Raw genomic sequence first — 18,603 nt, 5'->3', positions numbered from 1 at the left:
ACTTACGGAAACAGCGCGTCATTCCTCGTTTTCGAGATCTGCCGCGGAGAGTCCAGCCCAGGCCTTGGAGTCTGTCCGTAAGGATTTGGAAGCTCAACTGGAGGAAGCTCGCCGCGAGGACCCAAGATTTGTGATCACGACGATCTCTCATCACCTCACCGAGTGGAACCGAAAGCCGATGGTGACTGCCATAGCGACGTTGGACGTTCTCTCGGGATGACATGTATTCCGTAGCCCGCGACCGCCGCACCGAGTTTGCCTCTGAATCGGAGAGCCCGAAACAGGGGTAGGGAGCCGCGGTCAGCTCCCCACCTGCTGTGGTAATTTCTACCCGATCTTCGTCCAAGCCTGGCAGCTCGTCGATTCGAATACCTCGCCATTCGCGAGGGTCACAGTGGCCGCGCCCTTGACGATGTTGTTGTCCTTGATGCTGGCATCGCTGCCGGTACCTGTCTTCCACGCGTAGTAGCAGCCGACCGAGTTGGTTCCGTCGGGACCCGTTGTTGTGTAGGTGCCGGGCTGCACGTCCCCACCAACAACGTGAAGGCCGCTCTTGATCTGGCTGGCAGCCACTTGTTTCTGGGCATCGCTGAGCTTTTGTTCCCTGGAGGCCAAATCCGCTTCCTTGCCAGCCAAGGTTTTCTCCTTGTCAGCCAACTGTTGCTGCAGTGTCTTCACCCCGTCGGAGGCTGATTGCAGCGTGCTGATCTGGGCGTCCTTGTCCGATGCCGCGGCGCGCAGCTTGCTAATAGTTGCATCTCCGCTAGTGATTTTGGCGGTGAGCTCGTCGTTCAGTGCCGCGTATTCTTTCGTCGAACTGACGGCTGGCCGCGTCGCGAACCCGAGTGCTGTTCCGCCGACCAGCCCGGTGACAAGCGCGATGGGCACCACGACCCGAGCCCATCGGGGCACGCGTTTGAGCGGTCCGGTAAAGAAGGCACTTTGGCGGCCAGCTGGCGTCGTGCCCTCCGCGGGGGTGCCTACCTGCGGCGCCCGCGTTGGCATTTCCGGTGCTGCGGATGGTTCGCGTTGGTCCGGACCAAGCCCGGGTTCAGATGGTGTGTTCATTATTTTTCGTCCCCATTCATGATTCTTGAGTCAGTGTGCTATGCGCGCTCCAGTGCCCTAGCCGCAGGGACTAGGGCACTGGATCATACGAGCAAACAGCCGTTACTTGCCGCTGCCGGTGCAGCTTGCCATGGCAGTGGTTCCAGAGCCGCTATTCTTTGACACGCTCTGACCGTCGACCAGGATTTCGCAGGTGACGTTGGTCGGGCTCGTGTAATCACCCGTGACGATCAAAGAGCTCAGGTTGAAGCCCTTGGCGGTGACGTCCTTCTTCCAGTTGGCCGTAATGTCCTCGTTGGAAGTTCCTCCGTCGGTCCAGTAGGAGACATGAGCCTTACCGGTGACGGTGACGACGTACTCGATCTTGTGTTCCTTGTTCACCGAGTCGCTGACGCTCTGAGCCGCAGCGCCGATGATGGCGGTGACGATGATCGCGACGATCACGGACAGAACGCCCAAGATAAGTCCGGCAACAGAGGTTCCCTTCTTGGAGAACTTACGGGTCAACCCAATGACACCGAAGATGATGGCAAGCGGGCCGAGGAGGAAGGCAATGAAGCCAGCGATCGGGATGATCGAGAAGACGATGGCGAGAATACCCAGAACGAGGGCGGCGGTGCCGAAGCCGCTGCCCTTCGAGGGCGCGGGGGCGGCCGGTGCCGGCTGGGCGTACGGTGCGAGTGGTTCGGTCATGATAGGTCCTTCGGGTTGAGCGATTCGGAGACAATGCAGGGCCGCGAGTGCGTAAGCGTTGAAATGACCCCTGCTCTTACTCTCGGCAGCCTGCTGTGCTCACGTTAGGATCGGGGTCGGACATTTTAGGGGAGATCCTTGAAAACGCCAGTCAACTCCCTGTTTGCCCACCGATACGAGCTTTCTCGAACGGCAATACTCAAGCCGTCATTGGGCAAATCTCGAGAGCCTATGGGGCGGCCAGGATTTCGATGAGAGCCCGATCCCAGCGGATCAGTGGTGGGGTGCCGTTGATGGTCACCACGGTGCCGCTGGTGGTTGTTGGGCCGGTTTGGCGCTGCAGCCAATAGGTATCGCCAGCCGGGGGCAGTATTGGTCAACCAGGGTCTGGGCCGCCCCGACGGTTCGGGCCAGCGGAGCGTTCCAGTCAGTTCCAACTCCACAAACCCATGAGCCAGCGCGGGTGGTGGCGAGGCTGGCGCTCGGCGCTCCGGTGGCGGCGCTGCCTCCGGCTGTGGCACCTTTGGGCGGTGTCGGCGTTGCTGAACGCCACCACGGTCATGGCTGACTGCCACGAGCCCGAGTTTTGAGTTGCCGTAATGGTGGCGTTGCCGTAATAGTGGCGTTGGTGAGCGAGCCAGGTGCGCCTGCCTGCCATATTTCGGCCGTGCCGGCCTGGGCATTGGTGCGCTGGCGGAGCGTCCAGGACAGGCCGGCGCCGCTGACGGATCGTATGGAGGCACGCCCTCCGCTGCTGGGACCGTCAGAGCTCATGAAGGCAAGTATCAGCTGGTTGCTTCCGGTGGTTGTGAGACCGGAAACGCTGACTGTGGCGTACCTCTTGGTGCGGGCGTAGCTTTCGATCGGCAGCGACAGAAACGCGCCATTCGAGCGGTGACGATGCTAGCTGCAGCGGGATGGGCAGCCGACTACGTGTTTCGGTCTTGAACACGTAGACGCTCCTTTTGTGACACGTAGATGGCGCCTCTATTACACGTAGATCGGCCGTTTTTGCACGTATTTTTCGGTGTCTCACCACTAGATGGCAAATCCAGCCATAGCCTTTTTACGGCGAACTGGGCGGCCCTGGTGCCACCCAATTGCCGGAATGAGGTGATTGCTACAGCAAGCTAATACTTGGGATCTGGAGGGTTGGCGCCGAGTTGTGACCAACCCGGTCGACTTCATCAGGTACCGACGCAATTGGTAGTACGGAAGTAAGGACGAAATGAGTAACCGAACAGCCCCCATCATCATTGGCGCGCTTGGTCTTGTAGTCTTTTCCGTCGTATCCGTGATGTGGACAGTGCGGACATTTGAGATTGACGCTGCCAATCTGACAGAGGCCACCCCACCACTGCAGGAGGCCCTCTGGCTGGGGAGCATCCTGGTGGTTGCCGGATCCATTACTTGGCTCATTGTGCTCAGAGGACGGACACCTTAGGAGTAGCAGCCACTCGATCATTTCATCGACGAGCGCGGGTTCGCGGCTTTCGATCGCGGCGGCGGCAATGCAGGCGTCGAGCTCGCGCCTCATGCCCTGGCCGAACCCGGGCTCGACTGTTGCTAGGGGTTCGGGGACGTCGTAGGTGAAGGTGAGCTCTCCGTCGTCGGCCTCTTCCAGTGCCCGTGAAGCCGGATGCCTGGCGGCCGAGCATAGGGAGGTGGATGTCGCGGTCACCGTCGTCCGCCACAACCCGTGTCGGTTCGTCGAGCGCCTGAAGTCCCCCAGACCGAATTCCAGCTTGGCCTGAAGCGGTTCTCCTCCTGCTTTTGCAGGTGGCTATCGCGCTCACCACGTTGATCTTCATCGCGAACCTGCTGCTGCACCCTCCGCTCATCGAGTCGCTGAGCACGAGCCTCGCCACCGGCACCCGCCAGCTGGCCCGGCGGAAAGTCCTGGTCAAACGGCTGGTCTGCATCGAGGACCTGGGCGACATGGACATCCTGGTCATCGACCGGCACCCTCACCGAGGGGCGGATCAGATTCACCGGCGCGCTGTCATCCTCCCCTGACGTGTCCGACGTCGGACTCCTCACCTTGGGCCTGCTGGCCACCGAAACCGACTACTCCGAGGTGGTGGCCACCGGCGGCGCGCCTAATTTGTGATTACGGCGCTCAATGAAGTCAGGTCTGAAGTTGGAGTCCGCAACTATGGATGATGCAGCAGTAGCCGACGCGCCAATACGACGGCGGGCCCAAGGAATCCTGGACCCGCTGTCGTACGGAAACAATGCTACTCATGCGTTTCTCACTAGATCCTACAATTCGTTACCGCCGGAATCATGACCGGGCAGTTCTGTTTGATCAAGTTCGCGTCGAGCATCCCTGATTGCATTCTTTACGGCGCGATAAATGACACCATAGAGGACATACAGGAATATCGCAGCAAAGATCATCGGCACGAATAGCGTCAGAGTAAGATCCAAGTTAGAGAGCTCCATAGATTGGTTGAGAAGACTTTCGCAGGACATCGCCCTGGCTGTTGTATCCAATGTTCAAGAAACCCCAACCGACAGACACGTTAGCGATACTTCCACCACGATTTGCCTCGTAAGAGAAAGCTATTCCCACTTGCGCTGGGCCGCCAACTGTGCAGTTGGCTGCGTTCAGTGTAGACGTCACGTACCCGTTGTCGGTTAGATTTGCGAAACCAGAAGTACCATCTGCGATGTTCCAGATGGGTGACTTCGAGCCCACGCCGGCGTCCCGCAAGGTGGCGCGATTGGTAACTGTCCCGTCATACTTGCCGGTGTTGGCGAGCAGATTGCCATGGCGCACGCAGTCAGGGTAAGTGAACTGCAGCGACGCCAGGTCTTCGGGGGCCCCTTGGCCAACAAAGTCATCTCGCCAATTCCATTGGCCGTACACCTTCAGCTGACGGCTACCCTGAGCCAAAGGCACATACGTGACAAAGACATTGAAGGCGTCATGAGGAAATGCCCTTGTTTGAAGCCCCGAGCTTTCACCGTTCAATATAGCCTGAGCGCGCTCCGGGCTAACCTCACCCTCATTGTTGAGAGATACTCGGGTACTCTGGCCAGTCAATTTCTTCGAAAGGCGGTCAAGTCCAACAATATCCTGAGGGTTATTTGCCACAAATTTGTCAATTTGTGCTTCAATTTCTGCATTCGAATATTTCTTGTCAGGCGTGGCGCTTGCTGATGAGGCGGCAAGGCTGACAAGCAACGCGGCGCTGACAATGATAGCAATTTGCTGACGCAATTTCCCCATTTTTCCCCCAAATTTAGCTTTCGAATTAATGCGTGATCCACAATATATGAAGGCGTGGCGATCCGACAAGTCATGAGAATTGAGCCAAGTTTGATAGAGGAAATAAGGCACTATAGACGCGCAGCTTCCCATCTTCCAGTCAATTGATTTTAGACCGACGCGTTCTTACGTCGTAAGGCGACCGCCGTTCTGATTCAGTATCACCTGAGTTGCCTCATTTGCTTGGTAAGTGAGTTTTGGGCTGTGGATGGCGTCGAAGTTGGATTGCTGCTCGGCGGGGTCAGCTATCACTATGTATTCTTCAACGGCTCCAGATTCAGACAAAGCGTCCGCTTGTCTCGGTGCGAGAAAGGGAAGGACACAAATTGGCGACTAGGTGGACGAAACGCGTGAAATGAGTGCTGTAGAAGCGAAGTTAGGTGGCGCTCGAGGTCTTGATGAGTGCGCTCAGTGTCGACGAAGTGGGCGTTGAGCTCCCGCCCCATGCGCTGGCCGGACCCGGCCTTGGTCGATGCCAGACGTTCTGGGAAGGCGGCCGTGAAAGGTGGGTTCGATGCTCCAGGATTACAGCGACGAGCCAACGCACTCCTCGGATGGCTCCTTGCCAGGGTTCCCGCTCGCCCGCGATGCTCGGCGCTGGCAAGCCGCCAGCACACCGAGCGAAACGATGGTCAAAGACGCGATCGCCGCTCCGACTGCCGGTGGCCCGGTTTCGCCTGCCGCGGAGCTGAGGGCGAGGCCTGCCGCCCATGAGCCGACGGCAATGCCGAAGTTGAACGAGGCTGTGGTCAGCGCGGACGCAAGCGTCGGGGCCTTCCCCGCGAACTTGACCGCAAGCGCGAACGCCACGGGATTCACCACGAACCCGGCGAAGCCTGCCAGGGTGATCAGGATGACGACAGGCAGGGCCTGCTCCGAAAACACGCACAATGCGAGCAGGAAAACCGTGGCCGCGACGGCAGCTGTAGTCGTCGTGGCGTACGGCCGGTGGTCTCCGAGCCTGCCTCCCGTGTAATTGCCAAGGAGCGCGCCGACGCCGAAGCAGCACAGCACCCACGGCAGCATCGCAGCCGGGACGCCGGCACGGTCCGTCAACAAGGGCGCGATATAGCTGTAGGTCGCCAGGACGCCTCCCATGATCAAGGCACAGGAGGCCAGCGCCAGCCACAATCGTCCGGACCGGAGCGCCGCGAACTCGGAGCTGAGCGACGGCGTCACGCCGGCGGGCTCTTCGTGCGGGACGAAGCGGACGATAAACACCGCGGCGGCTGCCGCGAGGATGGCCAAGGCCCAGAAAGGAGCCCGCCAGCCGGCGATCTGCCCCGCGAACGCCCCGAGCGGGACGCCAACCACTGTCGCCAGGCTACCTCCACCCATGACGACGCCGAGCGCGCGGGATCCGGCCGCGGGACCTGCCGCTCGGGTCGCCACCACGACGGCGACGGACCAGAACGCGCCCGTGGCACAGGCTGTGACAAATCGGGCCGCGAAGATGACTTCGAAGCTCGGGCTGACGGCGACCAGGACATGACCGGCCGCGAACAGCAGGAGCGAGAGCATCAGGGTGAGCCGGCGCTGGAGGCGCAGGGTCAGGATGATCATCGCCGGCGATCCGATGATCATCCCGACCGCGAAGATGGTGATGAGGAGGCCCGCGTGCGGAACGCTGACCCGGAGGTCGCTGGCGAGTTCGGGCAGCAGACCGGCGATGAAGAACTCGGTTGTCTGCATCAGGAATGTCCCGGCGGTAAGAACGAACACCACCGGAGGCAGCCCGCCGCGTGAAGGCACGGCGTTTTTCAACCCCGCCGCTTTGAGATCTGTTGATGACATGCTTCGAGGCACCACTTTCTTGGGGAACACAGAAGGCAACGCCTGAGGCGTGCCGGGGATGTGGGAGGGGGCGAATTCACGGTATCGGAGTCGAAGCGGACACTGAGAGGCCCCCTTAGAACCCCTCACCCGGCTCCAAAAGGGGCCCCGGCAGGGCCTCCCACTGTTGGAGGTCCAAGCCCTACCGTGGGAGGTATGAGTTCGAAAGATGAAGTGCGGGCGTTTCTGATGTCCCGCCGCGCCAACATCACCCCATCCCAGACCGATCTGCAGGACTTCGGCGGGCAGCGCCGCGTACCCGGCCTCCGACGCTCAGAGGTGGCCATGCTTGCAGGGGTTAGCCTCGATTACTACACCCGCCTCGAACGGGGGAACCTCCGCGGGGTGTCAGAGCATGTACTGAATGCCCTCGCCAATGCCTTGCAGCTCAACGAGCTCGAACGGGAATATCTATTCGGACTCGCCCGCACCGCCACGGCGCCCGCCGCCGCCAGGACCGCGCAGAAGAAGCCGGTAGTGCGCGAATCGGTGCAACGGATTTTGGACAGCATGAGTGTTCCGGCCGTGGTGTGGAACCGCCAACATGACCTCGTCGCCTCGAACCTCATGGGGCGGGCGCTGTACTCGCCGCAGTTCGAATCCGACAGTCCCAACCTCGCCAGGTTCATCTTCCTGGACCCCCGGGCGAAGGACTATTACGTGGACTGGCCGCTGGCCAGGCGGATGACAGCAGCAATGCTCCGCATGGAAGCAGGACGCGATCCGCTGAACGCCGAGCTGACCGCCCTGATCGGGGAGCTCTCCACCCGCAGCCCGGAGTTCCGTTCGAACTGGGCTGAGCGAGACGTGCACGAGCACCGCACCGGCAGGAAGCTGTTCAAGCATCCGGTGGTGGGGGTCGTTGACGTTACCTACGATGTGTTTGAGATGCCGGGGGAGAAGGGGTTGTGGATCGGGATCTATAGCGTCGAGGAGTGTGGCGAATCCGCAGAGAAGTTCGCACTCCTCGCCAGCTGGGCCGCCACCAACGACCAGGTCGCCGCCCAACGGCTAGCGCCGCCGTCGTCCGGTCGCCCCAACCGGAACCAAACCCCCGCCCAGAACCAAACACTCACGGCTAAATCATCACGAAGCACTGGAGAGCAATGAAGGTCATCGTCATCGGCGGCAGCGGTGACATCGGATCCTTCCTCGTCCCCCGGCTGGTGCGCGCCGGTCATGAAGTCATCAACATCAGCCGTGGCACCCACAAAAGCTATGGCGAGGCGCCGGAGTGGGAGCAGGTGCGCCAGGTCGTCGCCGACCGGCAGCAAGAGGACCGGGACGGCACGTTCGGTGACAGGGTCGCGGCACTGCAGGCCGACGTCGTCGTCGATCTGGTCTGTTTCACGTTCGAATCGGCGAGCTTGCTCGTCAACCGGCTCCGCGGGGAGGCCGGGCACCTGCTGCACTGCGGCTCGGTGTGGCGGTATGGCCAGAGCCTCAAGCTGCCGATCGCCGAGGGTTCCGCATCGGCGGCCGCCCCGTTCGGGGAGTACGGAATCCAGAAGGACCGGATCGCGCGGATGCTGAAAGAGGAGACGGACGACGGCGGCCTGGTCACCACGTCCGTGCACCCTGGCCATATCGTCGGGCCCGGTTGGCACCCGATCGGTCCGCTCGGGAACTTTGACCCCGCCGTTTGGTACGCCCTCTCCGCCGGCGAGCCGCTGCAAATCCCCGGAAGCGGCGCCGAATTGATGCACCACGTCCACGCGGACGACGTCGCGCAGGCGTTCGAGAAAGCGATCCAGAACCGCGAAGCGGCAGCCGGCGAGGATTTCAACATCGTCGCCCCCACTGCGCTGACCGTCCGCGGATACGCCGACATGGCCGCCGCTTGGTTCGGCCAGTCCGCAACGTTGGAGACGGTCACGTGGGAACACTTCCGCGAATCGACCACACCGGAGTACGCAGAGTCGAGCTGGGGCCACCTCTACCGCAGCCACTGCTTCACGATCGAGAAGGCCACGTCCCTGTTGGGCTACGCTCCCCGCTACGAGCCCGAACAAGCTGTGCTGGAATCCATCACTTGGCTGATCGAACGCGGGCAGCTCCGCGTTGCCAATACGCTAAGCGTCCCGGCGAGCTGATCGGTCACGTGGACAGCGCCGGATGTGTCTGGCGGTCGCGGGACGCCGCCATCCTCCCCGCCGACGTCCGACTCCTAAGTACCAAAAGCGTCCTGACTGGTGCCGCCCTGGCCGGCAAGGATCCCGCGCCGGTCGCCCAGATCGGCCCTGGGCGACCTGGTCCAAGTCCTAACTCTTGCCGGAGTTGCGAGTGTCCTTTTCGGAGCCGACGTCATGCAAGCGGACAAACTGTTCCAACTCATTGCGCTAGGCGTTGTGATTGTTGTGGATTGGGTGGGATTCGGGGCCGCAGCTGGCGCCAGGATTCAGTCGTACTCCAAACGTGATTTGGTCATTACGCTTACATCACTTCCGGTGGTCTTGGCGGCTCCGCTGTTCTATCCTCTGGACTCGGCACCTCGGTACATCAAATGGCTATCGGCAGCCAACCCGCTTACTTATCAAGTGGCTTGACTCAGGGCCGAAGGCTTGGAAATCATGCTCGGCTATGGATTCGCGGCCGCGTGGTGCCTCGCAGGTCTGCTACTGGCGTTCTTCCTTCTTCGCGCTGACGACAGGGTCTCAAACGAAAGATAGTGTGAGGACGCCGATCACTTTTCGACGTACCCAGCTTCGCGGCTTTCTGCGCTCAACGCTTCGGGTGGACCGAGGTGGCCGCCCATGGAATGGACTTCCGGGCCGAAGGGAAGCGTTGAGATCGGACCGGCGGTTCGCCAACTCGTCTTAATGCTCACCATCACGATCGGCTTTCCCTGTTCCTGGGCGATGCCACGAATTCGACCGAGATCGGCGCGATCCTCCTGGCCAGCATGGGGTTGGGAATAGCCAGCCAATGAGTCTGGAGCTGCGCTACCGATGGCCCTAAAGAGTGCGGCCTTCACCGGCTTTTCTTAACCGGTAACGGTGAATCGCCGGGACACCAAGGAAGATGTACCCAAACGCTATCGCCGGGTATCCGGTCCACAGCGGTCCAAGCAACTCGCGAACCGGGCTAATGAAAATCATGGCCACGCCCGAGAGTGCTATTGCGAGAGTCAGCAAGCCGCTCCAACCATGAAGCATTACACGGCGGGCTTGTTCTGCAGTGATCATTTCACGGCTCCTCGTGCCACGGGTTCCCTGCACTTTGATCCTGGATTGTTGAGACAACCTCTTCGGAATGGGCGGTTGAGACGATCCATCGGCGGGTCTTCGTTTCCAAAGCGACCGCAGGCCCTCCCGCCAACAATCCTCGGGTGCCCTTGCCCTTGCCCTTGCCCTTGCCCTTGCCCATGACCCGGAAACCATATCCGTCAGACAGGGATGTATTCTCGGCCATCGTTACGGCCAAAACGTCCGGGTTCGACACTTCGATTGAATAGAACGGCGCGCGGCCCAGGACGATTTTCTCCTCAGCTATGGCGATGGAGACAGTCATCTGAACAATCACCCAGGTGAAGGCGACGATGCCGGCTGCCACGAGGAGCCCGGGCAATAGGATGCCCGAGACCAGGGCTGACACGACCAAGACAATGACTGAAGCGCCGACAATTCCCCAGATCAAGCCTTTGGAACGTACTGCCAGCTGGGCCTCCGATATCACCATGCCTTCTCCAGTTCCGCCTCTTACTCAGTTCGGCCTCTCTACGATCTTCTGGACTGTCTTCCGAGCCCTCGTTGCCGTACTTGTGAGTAGATAATCCAGACAACTGAGCCTGCAAACGGCACCACCAAGATCGCGACGGCAATCGCTACTTTGACTGGGGCGGGAATCCACCTTGATGCCATAAGCGATGCAAGCGCGACGACTACCAAAACGAAGTAGGCGATGCCAAGAACAGGAGTAGCCAAGGTGTCGCTGACGTCTGGGTTAACCGGATCAGTTGGGCTCAACACGACCGACAGATTCATGTGTACCGCTTTCTTCAGAAGTTGCAGTTATTGATCCCGCGAGCATTTGATGAGGCATGGAACCACCTGTTCCGACAACGAGCGGGACAGGCTTCGGACCAAATGGTCGTTCCTGGTGGTCAATTTGCCTGCTTGCCGTAGACAAACCACGTCGCAAGGCTCGCCCCCGACGCCGCCAGAGATCGCGCCCATGTGGCCTGATTGCCGACGAATGAAACGATGGCAACGATGACTTCGACCCGAATATGATCACGGTCCCACCGCTGGCACCGGCTCCCTGAAACGAATTATTGTGGACGCAATAGACATTGAGAATTTGCGGCATTCTGAACTCGCTAGAGACGGAGGAACGTTGAACAGATCAGTAAGCAGGGGATTATTGTTCGGGGCTGGGTTCGGATGCGCGTATGTGCTGATGGTTCTTCTCTTGGGAGGATCCAGCGGCCTGGGCCTGTCGATACTCGCGGGCCTCGGCGGCGCGATGATAGGTGCCGTGTTTGGTTGCATCATTGCCGTATTGACCTTTTGGGCGTGTCGCCTGATCGGAATTCAACGTGATCTTGAAAAAGCTACGGCCGCCGTAATTACCTGGGCTTCGACGTTGCTGATCCTCATGGCCTTGGCTTCGACATCCGATTCAAAGTGGCCGTGGTGGACGAATCTTGTTTCGGCGGGTGCAGCAGCCGTTATTGGTGGACTGGCGTGGCCGCGGACGAAAACTGTCGTTGGAGAGTCTCGCTAGACTCCCCAACGACAGTTCCTTAGTTAGTAGGGTGGGTAGAGCGCAGGCCAGTTGCAGGCTGAAGCATTCGTCCTCCAAAGCCCCATGCACATGTTGCTTGCAAATTGGTACCACTGCCCATGTGCGGCGTACTGGTTCCCGGCGTTCAGTACTCCGCGGTCAATGACGATGGCCGCGTTGACGTTCAAGGCCCTCTCGCCGTTTGGTTTCGGTATTGAGGCGAAATTGATGACCGATCCTTCGCCGTCGAAGTGTCCTGCCAGTGCCGTGAATTGGAAATAGAAGCTTCCGGCATAACCAATTTGCACTGGCGCCGGAACCTGAATCGCCCCAGCAACGAGGATTTTCAGATCCAAGACCTGCCCTACGTAAGGGTACGTTGACGTTGCCCCGTTGATCGGGAAGTAGCAGTTGAAGCACGTTCGAAGGAGATTGAATGGCTCCACGTGATTTCCGTAGCCCAGTGGGAACTCGAAGTTGTAGGTCCACGAAGGGGCCGCCATCACGAGCGGATACGCAGTCGCACTGATGGGCTGTACCTTCTGCGTAATGGTGGCAGCGCTAATTTCCAATGTTGTGGGGACTGCGTTGCCGGCAGAGTCCTTGGCGCTGCCCAGCTTCACCGAACCCAAATAGTTGCCTTGAGCCGAGTAGAAGTTCTTGAAACCAGGGATTCCGTCCGAGACAGTGAACCCGGGCGGAAGGTCGTAGTCAAAGGCCGCCGTCCGATCGGCCCTGGGACTGCCGAGGGCAACAAAAACATCGGCACCACTTGGGCGTGGAACGCACATACAACTTTCTGTCGACACCAGAAGTTGAATACACCGCAGTGTCCCCGGAAACTTTGGCTTTCCCATGAGCAAACGAGGCAGTGATCTTCCTGTCCGGCTTCTTCTGGTCATTCTCTGACGAAACGAGAACCTCGGCCGTGCCCGAAGCTGAGAGTTCGACTTTGCTGGGAACGTGAGCCTTTTGACCAGCATCGGTTTGTTGCCCAGGTGCAACAACGCCGTCATTTGTAGGGTCAACCAAGTTCGACGTGACCTGCATTCTCGTCGATGTCTTGGCCAGGATCTGGTTAGCATCTTCCAGCGTGGGTGGCGCTGCAAATGCCGAGGTGGGCTGGGCGACGCACAACCCAAGTGCGATAATACCTGCTGCGACTGCTCGACCAGCTTTTGTCTTTCTTCGCAGAACGCAGCTAATTTGATGCCAATTCATAATCCCCCCAAGAGTTAGGCTGACATAGCTTGGTTAGGAAAGTTGGTCAGTCGTTGAGCTACTGACGGTCCCATCCTGAGAGAAAGATAGACCTTCGGAAACCCGTCTCCGTGTGGAATTGGTCCAATCTCCGTGCGTTTTGGGCGAATCTCCGTGTGAAAATCGCAAAATTCAGTGTGGAAGAGCCCGCGTCTACGTGTTTGGGCCTACATGTGTCTACGTGTTTGGGCTGGGAAAGCGTGTGGTCGTGCTCCGCGACTGAACCACGCAGGAGGCGAACGCCACCGCCCAGGTGCCGGTCGGCGTCGTGCATCTCGACTTGGGCATCCAGAATGCCCAGCGACGCAGCGCGCCGCCTACTCCTCAGACTCCGGCCGCTGCTGCGATCCGGATCCGGGTTCCTTCCTGGGGGACTCGCCATCCGGGCTACCGAGCTCGTCGGAGTAGGGCGCGTGGCCCTGGGGAAATTTGTCGATGAGTTCGTTGGCGGCCATGGCCAGGAGGTCGCGCTGGAGGACGGGCAGGGAAAGGAGGCCTTCGAGATAGGCTTCCACCTCGTATTCGCCAACTTCGCCGCCCAGGCTGAAGTACTTGAGCCAGCGTTCGCCGACGCTGACGCGGGCTGACTCCAGGGCAGCGGCCAACATGCGATGCTGTTGTGGTTCGTGCGGATCGAAGCCCATGGGGCCGGCCTTATTCCAAGGCCGCCGGAATCCCGGCGACGAGATCGGCACTGATCTGGCCCAGCGTGCTGTTCTTCCGCCGGGCCCGGCGCATCAGTTCAGCAAGGGCCATGTTAACGGTCAAAGAGTGGCGCTGCATCAATATGCCGCAGGCCCGGTTGACGAGGTCGCGGCTATGGAGGGACTCTGCCAAGGCTTCACTGATGCGGTGTGGTGCTTCGCTGGCCTGGATATTCGCAAGGAGCGTTGCAGCCGGGGCGGATCCGTTGCGACGTCCCGGACAATCACCGTTTCCTCCATGGCCCAGGCTGTCAGGCACGGACCCTGGCCCAAGTCATATTGGAGGGCATCCGCACGGGTGACATCCCGAAATCTCCTAATTCGACACTACGCCCTCGTGCGACCTTTGGACACGAAGCCCCAGGTGCCCTCGTTCGCCAGGCCTGCTGCCGGCCGAAATAAAGTCAAATTCGTTGACATGACGTAAGTCACTTTTTATATGCTGGAATAAGTCAAGCAGCCGGCTTTCTCGATACAAGGCGAGGAGGTCACTCATGGCAGCCATTCAACCCAGTCACCCCCATCTTCATGGTCAAAGGGCCGGCCACCTCGATGTTCGCGCTGCGCGGCGGGGAGCAGTTTGGTCGCAGGAGACCTCGAGCGAACCTTGGCGGGGCTACCTCCCCAGGCAAAGCGCGGTTCAGCAACTGTTTCGGCGTTGGCCATCCGTGCCTTCCCGCGAATTGGAACGCATCCGCCTGGTGCTTCTTCACTGTGATGAAGTAGCCCATCCGTCCGCAACTCGGCGGCTCTCCGAACCAGCCCAGGCGCTGCTGGACCTCGTGACCGGCGAACTCGAGCGGCGACGGGAATCGGGACATCAACCGCTCAACGGTAGCCCGGCTACCGAGCATCCCGGGCCACTCAAGCTTTCCCGCGGACGCCGCCAAGGAGGACTTCCCTGAGTTTGGTGCCAGGCCGGTGGTGGGGCAGTTACTTCTTCGCCGAACGCGGTTTCGCGGCTTTCGGCGGGAGGGTCGCAACGTAGGCGAACGCCTTTTCGACCCACTCGGCCGTGTGTTCGTCGTCGCCGGCAAAGGCTTCGGGGAGGCCGACGTAGCCGCCCATGGCGCGGCCTTCCGGGCCGAAGGGAAGCGTTTGGTGGCTGGCCTCCAGAACCTCGCGGTCGTCGTCGGAAAGCTTGACGCCGATCATCGGGCCGAACAGGCCGGCGAACATATTGCCGTTCACGAAGGCGCCGAGGTTGCCGAACATCGGCTTGACGACGACGTCAGGGTTTTCCGGCACCACCGCGCGGAAGCGGTCTTTGTCGGCGTCGGACGGTTTGGGCATCTGCATGAGTCTGCTCCGGGGTAGGGGATCGAAAGCCTAGGACTGCATGCAGCATACGACGGCGGGATGCGGGCTGCCAGGGTCGCGGCACCGCGCCCCTTGTGAAACAAGGAAAGTAGGATAGGGGGATGTCGAGTTCACCGGAAAACGAAGCCGCAGGCCTTCTTCAAGGCATTCTGGACCTTCAATCTGTTCTGGCGGGCTCAGAGAATGTCTCTGAATTCCTCACCGGACTCACCAAGCTCGCTGCAGCCTCGATTTCTGAAGCCTCCGACGATGAGATCGAATGCGCCATCACCGTCAAAGTCAGGCGCCGGCCCCTTACCGCTGCGGGCAGCAGCTCACGCGCCGTCGAGATTGACCGGTTTGAGCAGGCTATCGGTGACGGCCCCTGCATCGCGGCACTCCGGGAGATGTCGCCGGTGATCATCGAGGACGGTTCGACAGATCTGCGCTGGCCGGCGCTCACCAAGAAATTCGCCGAGATAGGTGTTCACAGCTCGTTGGGGATTCCCATGGAAATCAGTGAGGAGGCCAGCGCTGCGCTGAACTTTTTCGCCTCCAAGCCGGGCGCATTCACCCCGGAGGTCTTCGACAAGGCCGTGGGCTTCGCCGCCGCTGCACGCAACATACTCCACCTTTCCGTGCGCATCGACTCCGCCCATCACCGGGCACAGAACCTGGAATCAGCCATGCAAAGCAGGACCGCCATCGACGTGGCCTGCGGTGTCATCATGGCGCAAAACAGATGCTCGCAGTCGGAGGCGATGGCGATCCTTACCAAGGTCTCCAGCAACCGCAACCGCAAACTTCGGGACGTAGCCACCGAACTGATCGAGCAGCTGTCCGGGAACAGCATCGAAACGCACTTCGAGGCGTAGGACGCGCCCGCACCGGCCGGCGCCAAAGACGAACTATGAATCAGCGGATGACTGTGCCAGTTCGCGGCTCTCGAGCCGAAGTTCCAACTCGCTGATAACAAGCCCCGCCAGGTCCTGCAGGGTCGCCATGTCAGTCGCGGACATTGTTCGCGGGACCGTGTCGAGTATGCACATGGTTCCGAGGTTGTATCCCTCCCGAGTCTTCAGTGGAGCCCCGGCGTAGAATCCGAGGCCGAAGTCCCCGGCGACAAGGGGATTCGTGAGTGTCCGGGGGTCTTCGGGAGCGTTCTCCACGACCCAGACGTCGCCCTGCAGGATGGCTGAAGCGCACAGGCCCGGGTCCCTGGGAATTTCCTCGGCCGTGATGCCATGGTGGGACTTGAACCAGATACGGTCATGGTCGACGATGCTGACGATTGCTATCGGTACGTTGAATAGCCGGGCTGCCAGGGCGGTGATTCTGTCGAAGGCGCCGTCGGGCGGGGTGTCCAATATCCGGTATTGGTGCACGGCGGCCATACGTGCGATTTCGTCGTCGGGAATGATGGAGGGGGCCACTTTGTGCCTGGCCCGGCCTGCGGAGACCTGATCGAACAGTGCCTTGGATGCTTCGCGTGCTGTGGGTCGTTCCAGCGGATCGGCGGCGGTCATGGCGGTCAGGAGTGTCTTCCAGTCCTGATCCATGTCTTCAGGGATGTGTGGATCCCGGATCAGCCGGGCAACGGCGCTCTGGATCGGATCGCCGGGAAAGGCGACCTGTCCGGTAAGGCTCTCAAGCAGGACGAGCCCTAGGGAGTAGACATCGCTGGCGGAAGTAACGGGCTCGGCCCGGGCTTGTTCGGGGCTGAGGTAGGCCGCGGTCCCTAGGACTCCGCCGTCCGTGTCCCTCGGCGATTCGGACATTAGGGCTATGCCGAAATCGGTGAGCTTCGCGCGTATCCGCGCAGCGTCCTGGTGGTAGTCAAAGATCATGATGTTGCCCGGTTTGACGTCCCGGTGCACCACACCGTTGCCATGGATATAGGCCAGAGCGTCAGCCACATCGTGTCCGATCTGTGCCGTGTGGCGCGGCCCAAGTACGCCCCGGGCCAGATGCTGCTTCAAGTCAGGGCCCTCGATGAGCTCCATCACCAGATAAACACGTGGCTCACCGGGCCCGTTGCTATCAACGCCTGCATCAAGGAGAGTGACCAGTCCGTGGTGGTTCATGCGGACAAGGACCTTCACTTCGTCGTCATCGATGGCCGCCGCCACGCCGTTGCGGGCTGGTTTCTTGATGATTTTGACTGCTACGTCGCGCCCAAGAAAGATATCGGTGGCCCGATATACGATGGCCATCGCTCCGGACCCGATGCGCTCGATCAGGCGGTATCGGCCCCCGAGGGGGGCATCGCCGTCGGCATGTTGTTTCATGCGGTAACCCTTACTTTCCTGGACCGCAGGAAGACGGAGCCCCGAATGGGGAATTGAAGAAAGATTCCGGTTACCTTGGCGTTTGAGCTCGGGGGCGCGGACTGGAAAGCGGTAGCGGTCGCGGGAGCGAACCCGGCCTCAGTCAGAAATTTGGTCAAGCTTTCACAGTCCTCCGGTAAACATGCCGGAGGACTGTGGAGTTCGCGTATTACGACTCGCCTCGGTTGGCGGGGGGTGCGCCGCTAAACGCGTGACCTGCCGCTGATGAAGTGGAAAATCAGGACGATCACGGCGACAACCAGAAGGATGTGAATGAGTCCACCGCCGATGCCGCCGATAAAACCGAGAAGCCAGAGAATGGCGATGATGATGGCTATCCAAAGCAACATGTGAGTCTCCTTGTTTGTGTGAGTGCCCTGGCCGGCGGCCAGGGGCCTCATTGGTAAGCATACTTACTAATGAGCTGTTAGTGCGGTTTTTCCATTTGGAAGCCGCACCGGCACCGAAGGACCCGGGTGCGGAGGTAGGCGCCGAGGAGGTCCGTTGGGAGTGGTTGGGTCGAGAGCGGTGTTAGCGGCGTTCTCAGGTCCGGGTTGCTCGGGGACATGGGTTCCCCGCAGTGGATGTACTCGGCGCCCAGGTGAAGGACGTCATCCTTATCGGGGGAGCGGGCCAAGACTGGGGCAACGAGGCCTGCGGTGGTGGACAGCACGCGGGCTCCGCCGCATCGGGTGCAGGTGACGGCAACGGCGAGGGTTTCTTTGCGGTTGTCCATGATGGCGATGGAGTCCACGACGAGGTGCAGATCGGTGTCGCATGTCGCGCACCAGGGTTGGGTGCCGCGGGGCTGGTTGGAGTCCCGGGGGATGTAAGTGCTTGAGATGGTGCTCAACGGTTCAGGCCAGGCCCGGGTAGCTTGCCAGAATGTAGTCGGCCGCCGCTGGGCCTGTCATGGCCAGCCCGTTGCCGGCTGGATGGATGCCTTTGGTTTTCAGCGCTGCCCAAAATACGTTTTCCGGCAGCGGCAAGGATTGCTGGAGGAGGCACCAGCTCGTGTACAGGCCGTAAAAGCAGTCCCGCCCGAGAGCGGAGTCCGACTTGTCGTAGGTGGTGATGGTGGATTCTTCAAGGAATTGGTCGAACTGGATGTCAGCCGTCTTAGCCATGGGGTCCCTTTGCGGGTAGGTTGCGTGCTGCCATGTCGTATTAGCAGGGGAGTGGTCGCCCGGTTCTGTGGAATTCTGCGGTTCGGGCGGTCTGTGCGTGGTGCGCAGTCACGGACTTGGGAAATGGAGCGCACGGCCGGTGGCGGTGCGTTGAAGTCCGCCTCGTTTAATCTGCTGTCGAACTTCACTACAATGTAGACTTTACGCGTAGACTACAAAGTAAGCAAGCTTATTTTCCCGGCAAGAGCCGCGATGAAACGATCAGATCAGGACGGAACCCCATGCCTCCCCCA

General features: G+C 60.4%; 22 protein-coding genes. 7 read left to right on the top strand and 15 right to left on the bottom strand.

Features of this window, described 5'->3' with window-relative positions:
• Nucleotides 1-327: 327 nt before the first annotated feature.
• Both BMF89_RS05540 and BMF89_RS05535 read right to left on the bottom strand, forming a co-directional pair.
• Nucleotides 328-1,068: a hypothetical protein gene (locus BMF89_RS05540; RefSeq protein ID WP_139359556.1), complete on the bottom strand. Its 741-nt coding sequence runs from the start codon at nt 1,066-1,068 to the stop codon at nt 328-330.
• A gap of 102 nt (nt 1,069-1,170) precedes the next feature.
• A complete protein-coding gene (locus tag BMF89_RS05535; RefSeq protein ID WP_078106080.1) occupies nt 1,171-1,761 on the bottom strand; it encodes a DUF4190 domain-containing protein in 591 nt (196 codons plus the stop codon).
• Between the two features lie 1,228 nt (nt 1,762-2,989).
• Between BMF89_RS05535 and BMF89_RS05530 the strand changes: the two genes are divergently transcribed.
• Both BMF89_RS05530 and BMF89_RS05525 read left to right on the top strand, forming a co-directional pair.
• Nucleotides 2,990-3,205: a hypothetical protein gene (locus BMF89_RS05530; protein WP_078106079.1), complete on the top strand. Its 216-nt coding sequence runs from the start codon at nt 2,990-2,992 to the stop codon at nt 3,203-3,205.
• Nucleotides 3,206-3,540: 335 nt separating this feature from the next.
• Nucleotides 3,541-3,777, top strand: coding sequence for a hypothetical protein (locus tag BMF89_RS05525; RefSeq protein ID WP_253190718.1), 237 nt, complete (start codon nt 3,541-3,543; stop codon nt 3,775-3,777).
• A 415-nt stretch (nt 3,778-4,192) separates the two neighbouring features.
• On the opposite strand, the gene BMF89_RS21540 is transcribed toward BMF89_RS05525, so the two are convergent.
• Complete coding sequence (locus BMF89_RS21540) at nt 4,193-5,107, bottom strand: hypothetical protein (protein WP_139359555.1); 915 nt, start codon at nt 5,105-5,107, stop codon at nt 4,193-4,195.
• A gap of 453 nt (nt 5,108-5,560) precedes the next feature.
• Nucleotides 5,561-6,829: an MFS transporter gene (locus tag BMF89_RS05520; RefSeq protein ID WP_078106078.1), complete on the bottom strand. Its 1,269-nt coding sequence runs from the start codon at nt 6,827-6,829 to the stop codon at nt 5,561-5,563.
• A 195-nt stretch (nt 6,830-7,024) separates the two neighbouring features.
• Between BMF89_RS05520 and BMF89_RS05515 the strand changes: the two genes are divergently transcribed.
• The 3 genes from BMF89_RS05515 (at nt 7,025) to BMF89_RS22745 (ending at nt 9,414) form a co-directional block, all read left to right on the top strand.
• The gene (locus tag BMF89_RS05515; RefSeq protein WP_078106077.1) at nt 7,025-7,978 is read left to right on the top strand and encodes a helix-turn-helix transcriptional regulator; all 954 of its coding nucleotides are present in this window, start codon (nt 7,025-7,027) and stop codon (nt 7,976-7,978) included.
• Nucleotides 7,975-8,961 carry an NAD(P)-dependent oxidoreductase gene (locus BMF89_RS05510; protein WP_078106076.1) on the top strand — a complete coding sequence of 329 codons (987 nt, stop codon included), beginning with the start codon at nt 7,975-7,977 and terminating at the stop codon, nt 8,959-8,961. Before BMF89_RS05515 ends, BMF89_RS05510 begins: the two co-directional genes overlap by 4 nt.
• Nucleotides 8,962-9,060: 99 nt before the next feature.
• Nucleotides 9,061-9,414 (top strand): ABC transporter permease, encoded by a 354-nt coding sequence (locus tag BMF89_RS22745; RefSeq protein WP_171983407.1) that lies wholly within the window; start codon nt 9,061-9,063, stop codon nt 9,412-9,414.
• Nucleotides 9,415-9,551: 137 nt separating this feature from the next.
• Here the strand turns inward: BMF89_RS22745 and BMF89_RS22145 are convergent, their stop codons facing one another.
• From BMF89_RS22145 to BMF89_RS05495, 3 genes are read right to left on the bottom strand one after another with little or no spacing between them, the layout of a single operon-like run.
• Nucleotides 9,552-9,842, bottom strand: coding sequence for a hypothetical protein (locus BMF89_RS22145; protein ID WP_216353786.1), 291 nt, complete (start codon nt 9,840-9,842; stop codon nt 9,552-9,554).
• Nucleotides 9,823-10,053 (bottom strand): hypothetical protein, encoded by a 231-nt coding sequence (locus tag BMF89_RS05500; protein WP_078106074.1) that lies wholly within the window; start codon nt 10,051-10,053, stop codon nt 9,823-9,825. The genes BMF89_RS22145 and BMF89_RS05500 overlap by 20 nt, the downstream gene beginning before the upstream one ends.
• Nucleotide 10,054: 1 nt before the next feature.
• The gene (locus tag BMF89_RS05495) at nt 10,055-10,546 is read right to left on the bottom strand and encodes a hypothetical protein (RefSeq protein ID WP_078106073.1); all 492 of its coding nucleotides are present in this window, start codon (nt 10,544-10,546) and stop codon (nt 10,055-10,057) included.
• Between the two features lie 720 nt (nt 10,547-11,266).
• Between BMF89_RS05495 and BMF89_RS21535 the strand changes: the two genes are divergently transcribed.
• Complete coding sequence (locus tag BMF89_RS21535) at nt 11,267-11,593, top strand: hypothetical protein (protein ID WP_139359554.1); 327 nt, start codon at nt 11,267-11,269, stop codon at nt 11,591-11,593.
• A 23-nt stretch (nt 11,594-11,616) separates the two neighbouring features.
• Here the strand turns inward: BMF89_RS21535 and BMF89_RS05490 are convergent, their stop codons facing one another.
• The 4 genes from BMF89_RS05490 to BMF89_RS05470 form a co-directional block, all read right to left on the bottom strand.
• Entirely contained in the window at nt 11,617-12,450 is an 834-nt protein-coding gene (locus tag BMF89_RS05490) for a hypothetical protein (protein ID WP_139359553.1), read from the bottom strand.
• Nucleotides 12,451-13,170: 720 nt separating this feature from the next.
• Nucleotides 13,171-13,497 carry a hypothetical protein gene (locus tag BMF89_RS05485; protein ID WP_078106071.1) on the bottom strand — a complete coding sequence of 109 codons (327 nt, stop codon included), beginning with the start codon at nt 13,495-13,497 and terminating at the stop codon, nt 13,171-13,173.
• 10 nt (nt 13,498-13,507) lie between these two features.
• Nucleotides 13,508-13,816, bottom strand: coding sequence for an ANTAR domain-containing protein (locus BMF89_RS22580; RefSeq protein WP_078106070.1), 309 nt, complete (start codon nt 13,814-13,816; stop codon nt 13,508-13,510).
• Nucleotides 13,817-14,490: 674 nt separating this feature from the next.
• The gene (locus BMF89_RS05470; RefSeq protein WP_078106068.1) at nt 14,491-14,856 is read right to left on the bottom strand and encodes a TfoX/Sxy family protein; all 366 of its coding nucleotides are present in this window, start codon (nt 14,854-14,856) and stop codon (nt 14,491-14,493) included.
• 122 nt (nt 14,857-14,978) lie between these two features.
• Here BMF89_RS05470 and BMF89_RS05465 point away from each other — a divergent pair, with 122 nt between their 5' ends.
• Nucleotides 14,979-15,731, top strand: a complete 753-nt coding sequence (locus tag BMF89_RS05465) for a GAF and ANTAR domain-containing protein (RefSeq protein ID WP_078106067.1) — start codon at nt 14,979-14,981, stop codon at nt 15,729-15,731.
• Between the two features lie 33 nt (nt 15,732-15,764).
• Here the strand turns inward: BMF89_RS05465 and BMF89_RS05460 are convergent, their stop codons facing one another.
• From BMF89_RS05460 to BMF89_RS05450, 4 genes are all read right to left on the bottom strand, one after another.
• On the bottom strand, nt 15,765-17,144 hold the full coding sequence (locus tag BMF89_RS05460) for a protein kinase (RefSeq protein WP_078106066.1): 1,380 nt from the start codon (nt 17,142-17,144) through the stop codon (nt 15,765-15,767).
• A gap of 242 nt (nt 17,145-17,386) precedes the next feature.
• The gene (locus tag BMF89_RS21530; RefSeq protein WP_139359552.1) at nt 17,387-17,533 is read right to left on the bottom strand and encodes a lmo0937 family membrane protein; all 147 of its coding nucleotides are present in this window, start codon (nt 17,531-17,533) and stop codon (nt 17,387-17,389) included.
• 77 nt (nt 17,534-17,610) lie between these two features.
• Nucleotides 17,611-18,036, bottom strand: coding sequence for a hypothetical protein (locus tag BMF89_RS05455; protein WP_078106065.1), 426 nt, complete (start codon nt 18,034-18,036; stop codon nt 17,611-17,613).
• 4 nt (nt 18,037-18,040) lie between these two features.
• Nucleotides 18,041-18,310 carry a hypothetical protein gene (locus BMF89_RS05450; RefSeq protein WP_078106064.1) on the bottom strand — a complete coding sequence of 90 codons (270 nt, stop codon included), beginning with the start codon at nt 18,308-18,310 and terminating at the stop codon, nt 18,041-18,043.
• Nucleotides 18,311-18,603 lie beyond the last annotated feature (293 nt).

The organism is Arthrobacter sp. SRS-W-1-2016 (genome assembly GCF_002009585.1).
Classification (GTDB): domain Bacteria; phylum Actinomycetota; class Actinomycetes; order Actinomycetales; family Micrococcaceae; genus Arthrobacter; species Arthrobacter bambusae_A.
The sequence above is the reverse complement of the archived record's forward strand: the minus strand, read 5'-3'. Positions and strand labels throughout refer to the sequence as shown.

Excerpts from the sequence above, each read along its gene's own strand:
- BMF89_RS05540 (WP_139359556.1), bottom strand. The coding sequence starts at position 1,068 with ATGAACACACCATCTGAACCCGGGCTTGGTCCGGACCAACGCGAACCA.
- BMF89_RS05535 (WP_078106080.1), bottom strand. The coding sequence starts at position 1,761 with ATGACCGAACCACTCGCACCGTACGCCCAGCCGGCACCGGCCGCCCCC.
- BMF89_RS05530 (WP_078106079.1), top strand. The coding sequence starts at position 2,990 with ATGAGTAACCGAACAGCCCCCATCATCATTGGCGCGCTTGGTCTTGTA.
- BMF89_RS05520 (WP_078106078.1), bottom strand. The coding sequence starts at position 6,829 with ATGTCATCAACAGATCTCAAAGCGGCGGGGTTGAAAAACGCCGTGCCT.
- BMF89_RS05515 (WP_078106077.1), top strand. The coding sequence starts at position 7,025 with ATGAGTTCGAAAGATGAAGTGCGGGCGTTTCTGATGTCCCGCCGCGCC.
- BMF89_RS05510 (WP_078106076.1), top strand. The coding sequence starts at position 7,975 with ATGAAGGTCATCGTCATCGGCGGCAGCGGTGACATCGGATCCTTCCTC.
- BMF89_RS05500 (WP_078106074.1), bottom strand. The coding sequence starts at position 10,053 with ATGATCACTGCAGAACAAGCCCGCCGTGTAATGCTTCATGGTTGGAGC.
- BMF89_RS05495 (WP_078106073.1), bottom strand. The coding sequence starts at position 10,546 with ATGGTGATATCGGAGGCCCAGCTGGCAGTACGTTCCAAAGGCTTGATC.
- BMF89_RS21535 (WP_139359554.1), top strand. The coding sequence starts at position 11,267 with ATGGTTCTTCTCTTGGGAGGATCCAGCGGCCTGGGCCTGTCGATACTC.
- BMF89_RS05490 (WP_139359553.1), bottom strand. The coding sequence starts at position 12,450 with ATGGGAAAGCCAAAGTTTCCGGGGACACTGCGGTGTATTCAACTTCTG.
- BMF89_RS05485 (WP_078106071.1), bottom strand. The coding sequence starts at position 13,497 with ATGGGCTTCGATCCGCACGAACCACAACAGCATCGCATGTTGGCCGCT.
- BMF89_RS05470 (WP_078106068.1), bottom strand. The coding sequence starts at position 14,856 with ATGCAGATGCCCAAACCGTCCGACGCCGACAAAGACCGCTTCCGCGCG.
- BMF89_RS05465 (WP_078106067.1), top strand. The coding sequence starts at position 14,979 with ATGTCGAGTTCACCGGAAAACGAAGCCGCAGGCCTTCTTCAAGGCATT.
- BMF89_RS05460 (WP_078106066.1), bottom strand. The coding sequence starts at position 17,144 with ATGAAACAACATGCCGACGGCGATGCCCCCCTCGGGGGCCGATACCGC.
- BMF89_RS21530 (WP_139359552.1), bottom strand. The coding sequence starts at position 17,533 with ATGTTGCTTTGGATAGCCATCATCATCGCCATTCTCTGGCTTCTCGGT.
- BMF89_RS05450 (WP_078106064.1), bottom strand. The coding sequence starts at position 18,310 with ATGGCTAAGACGGCTGACATCCAGTTCGACCAATTCCTTGAAGAATCC.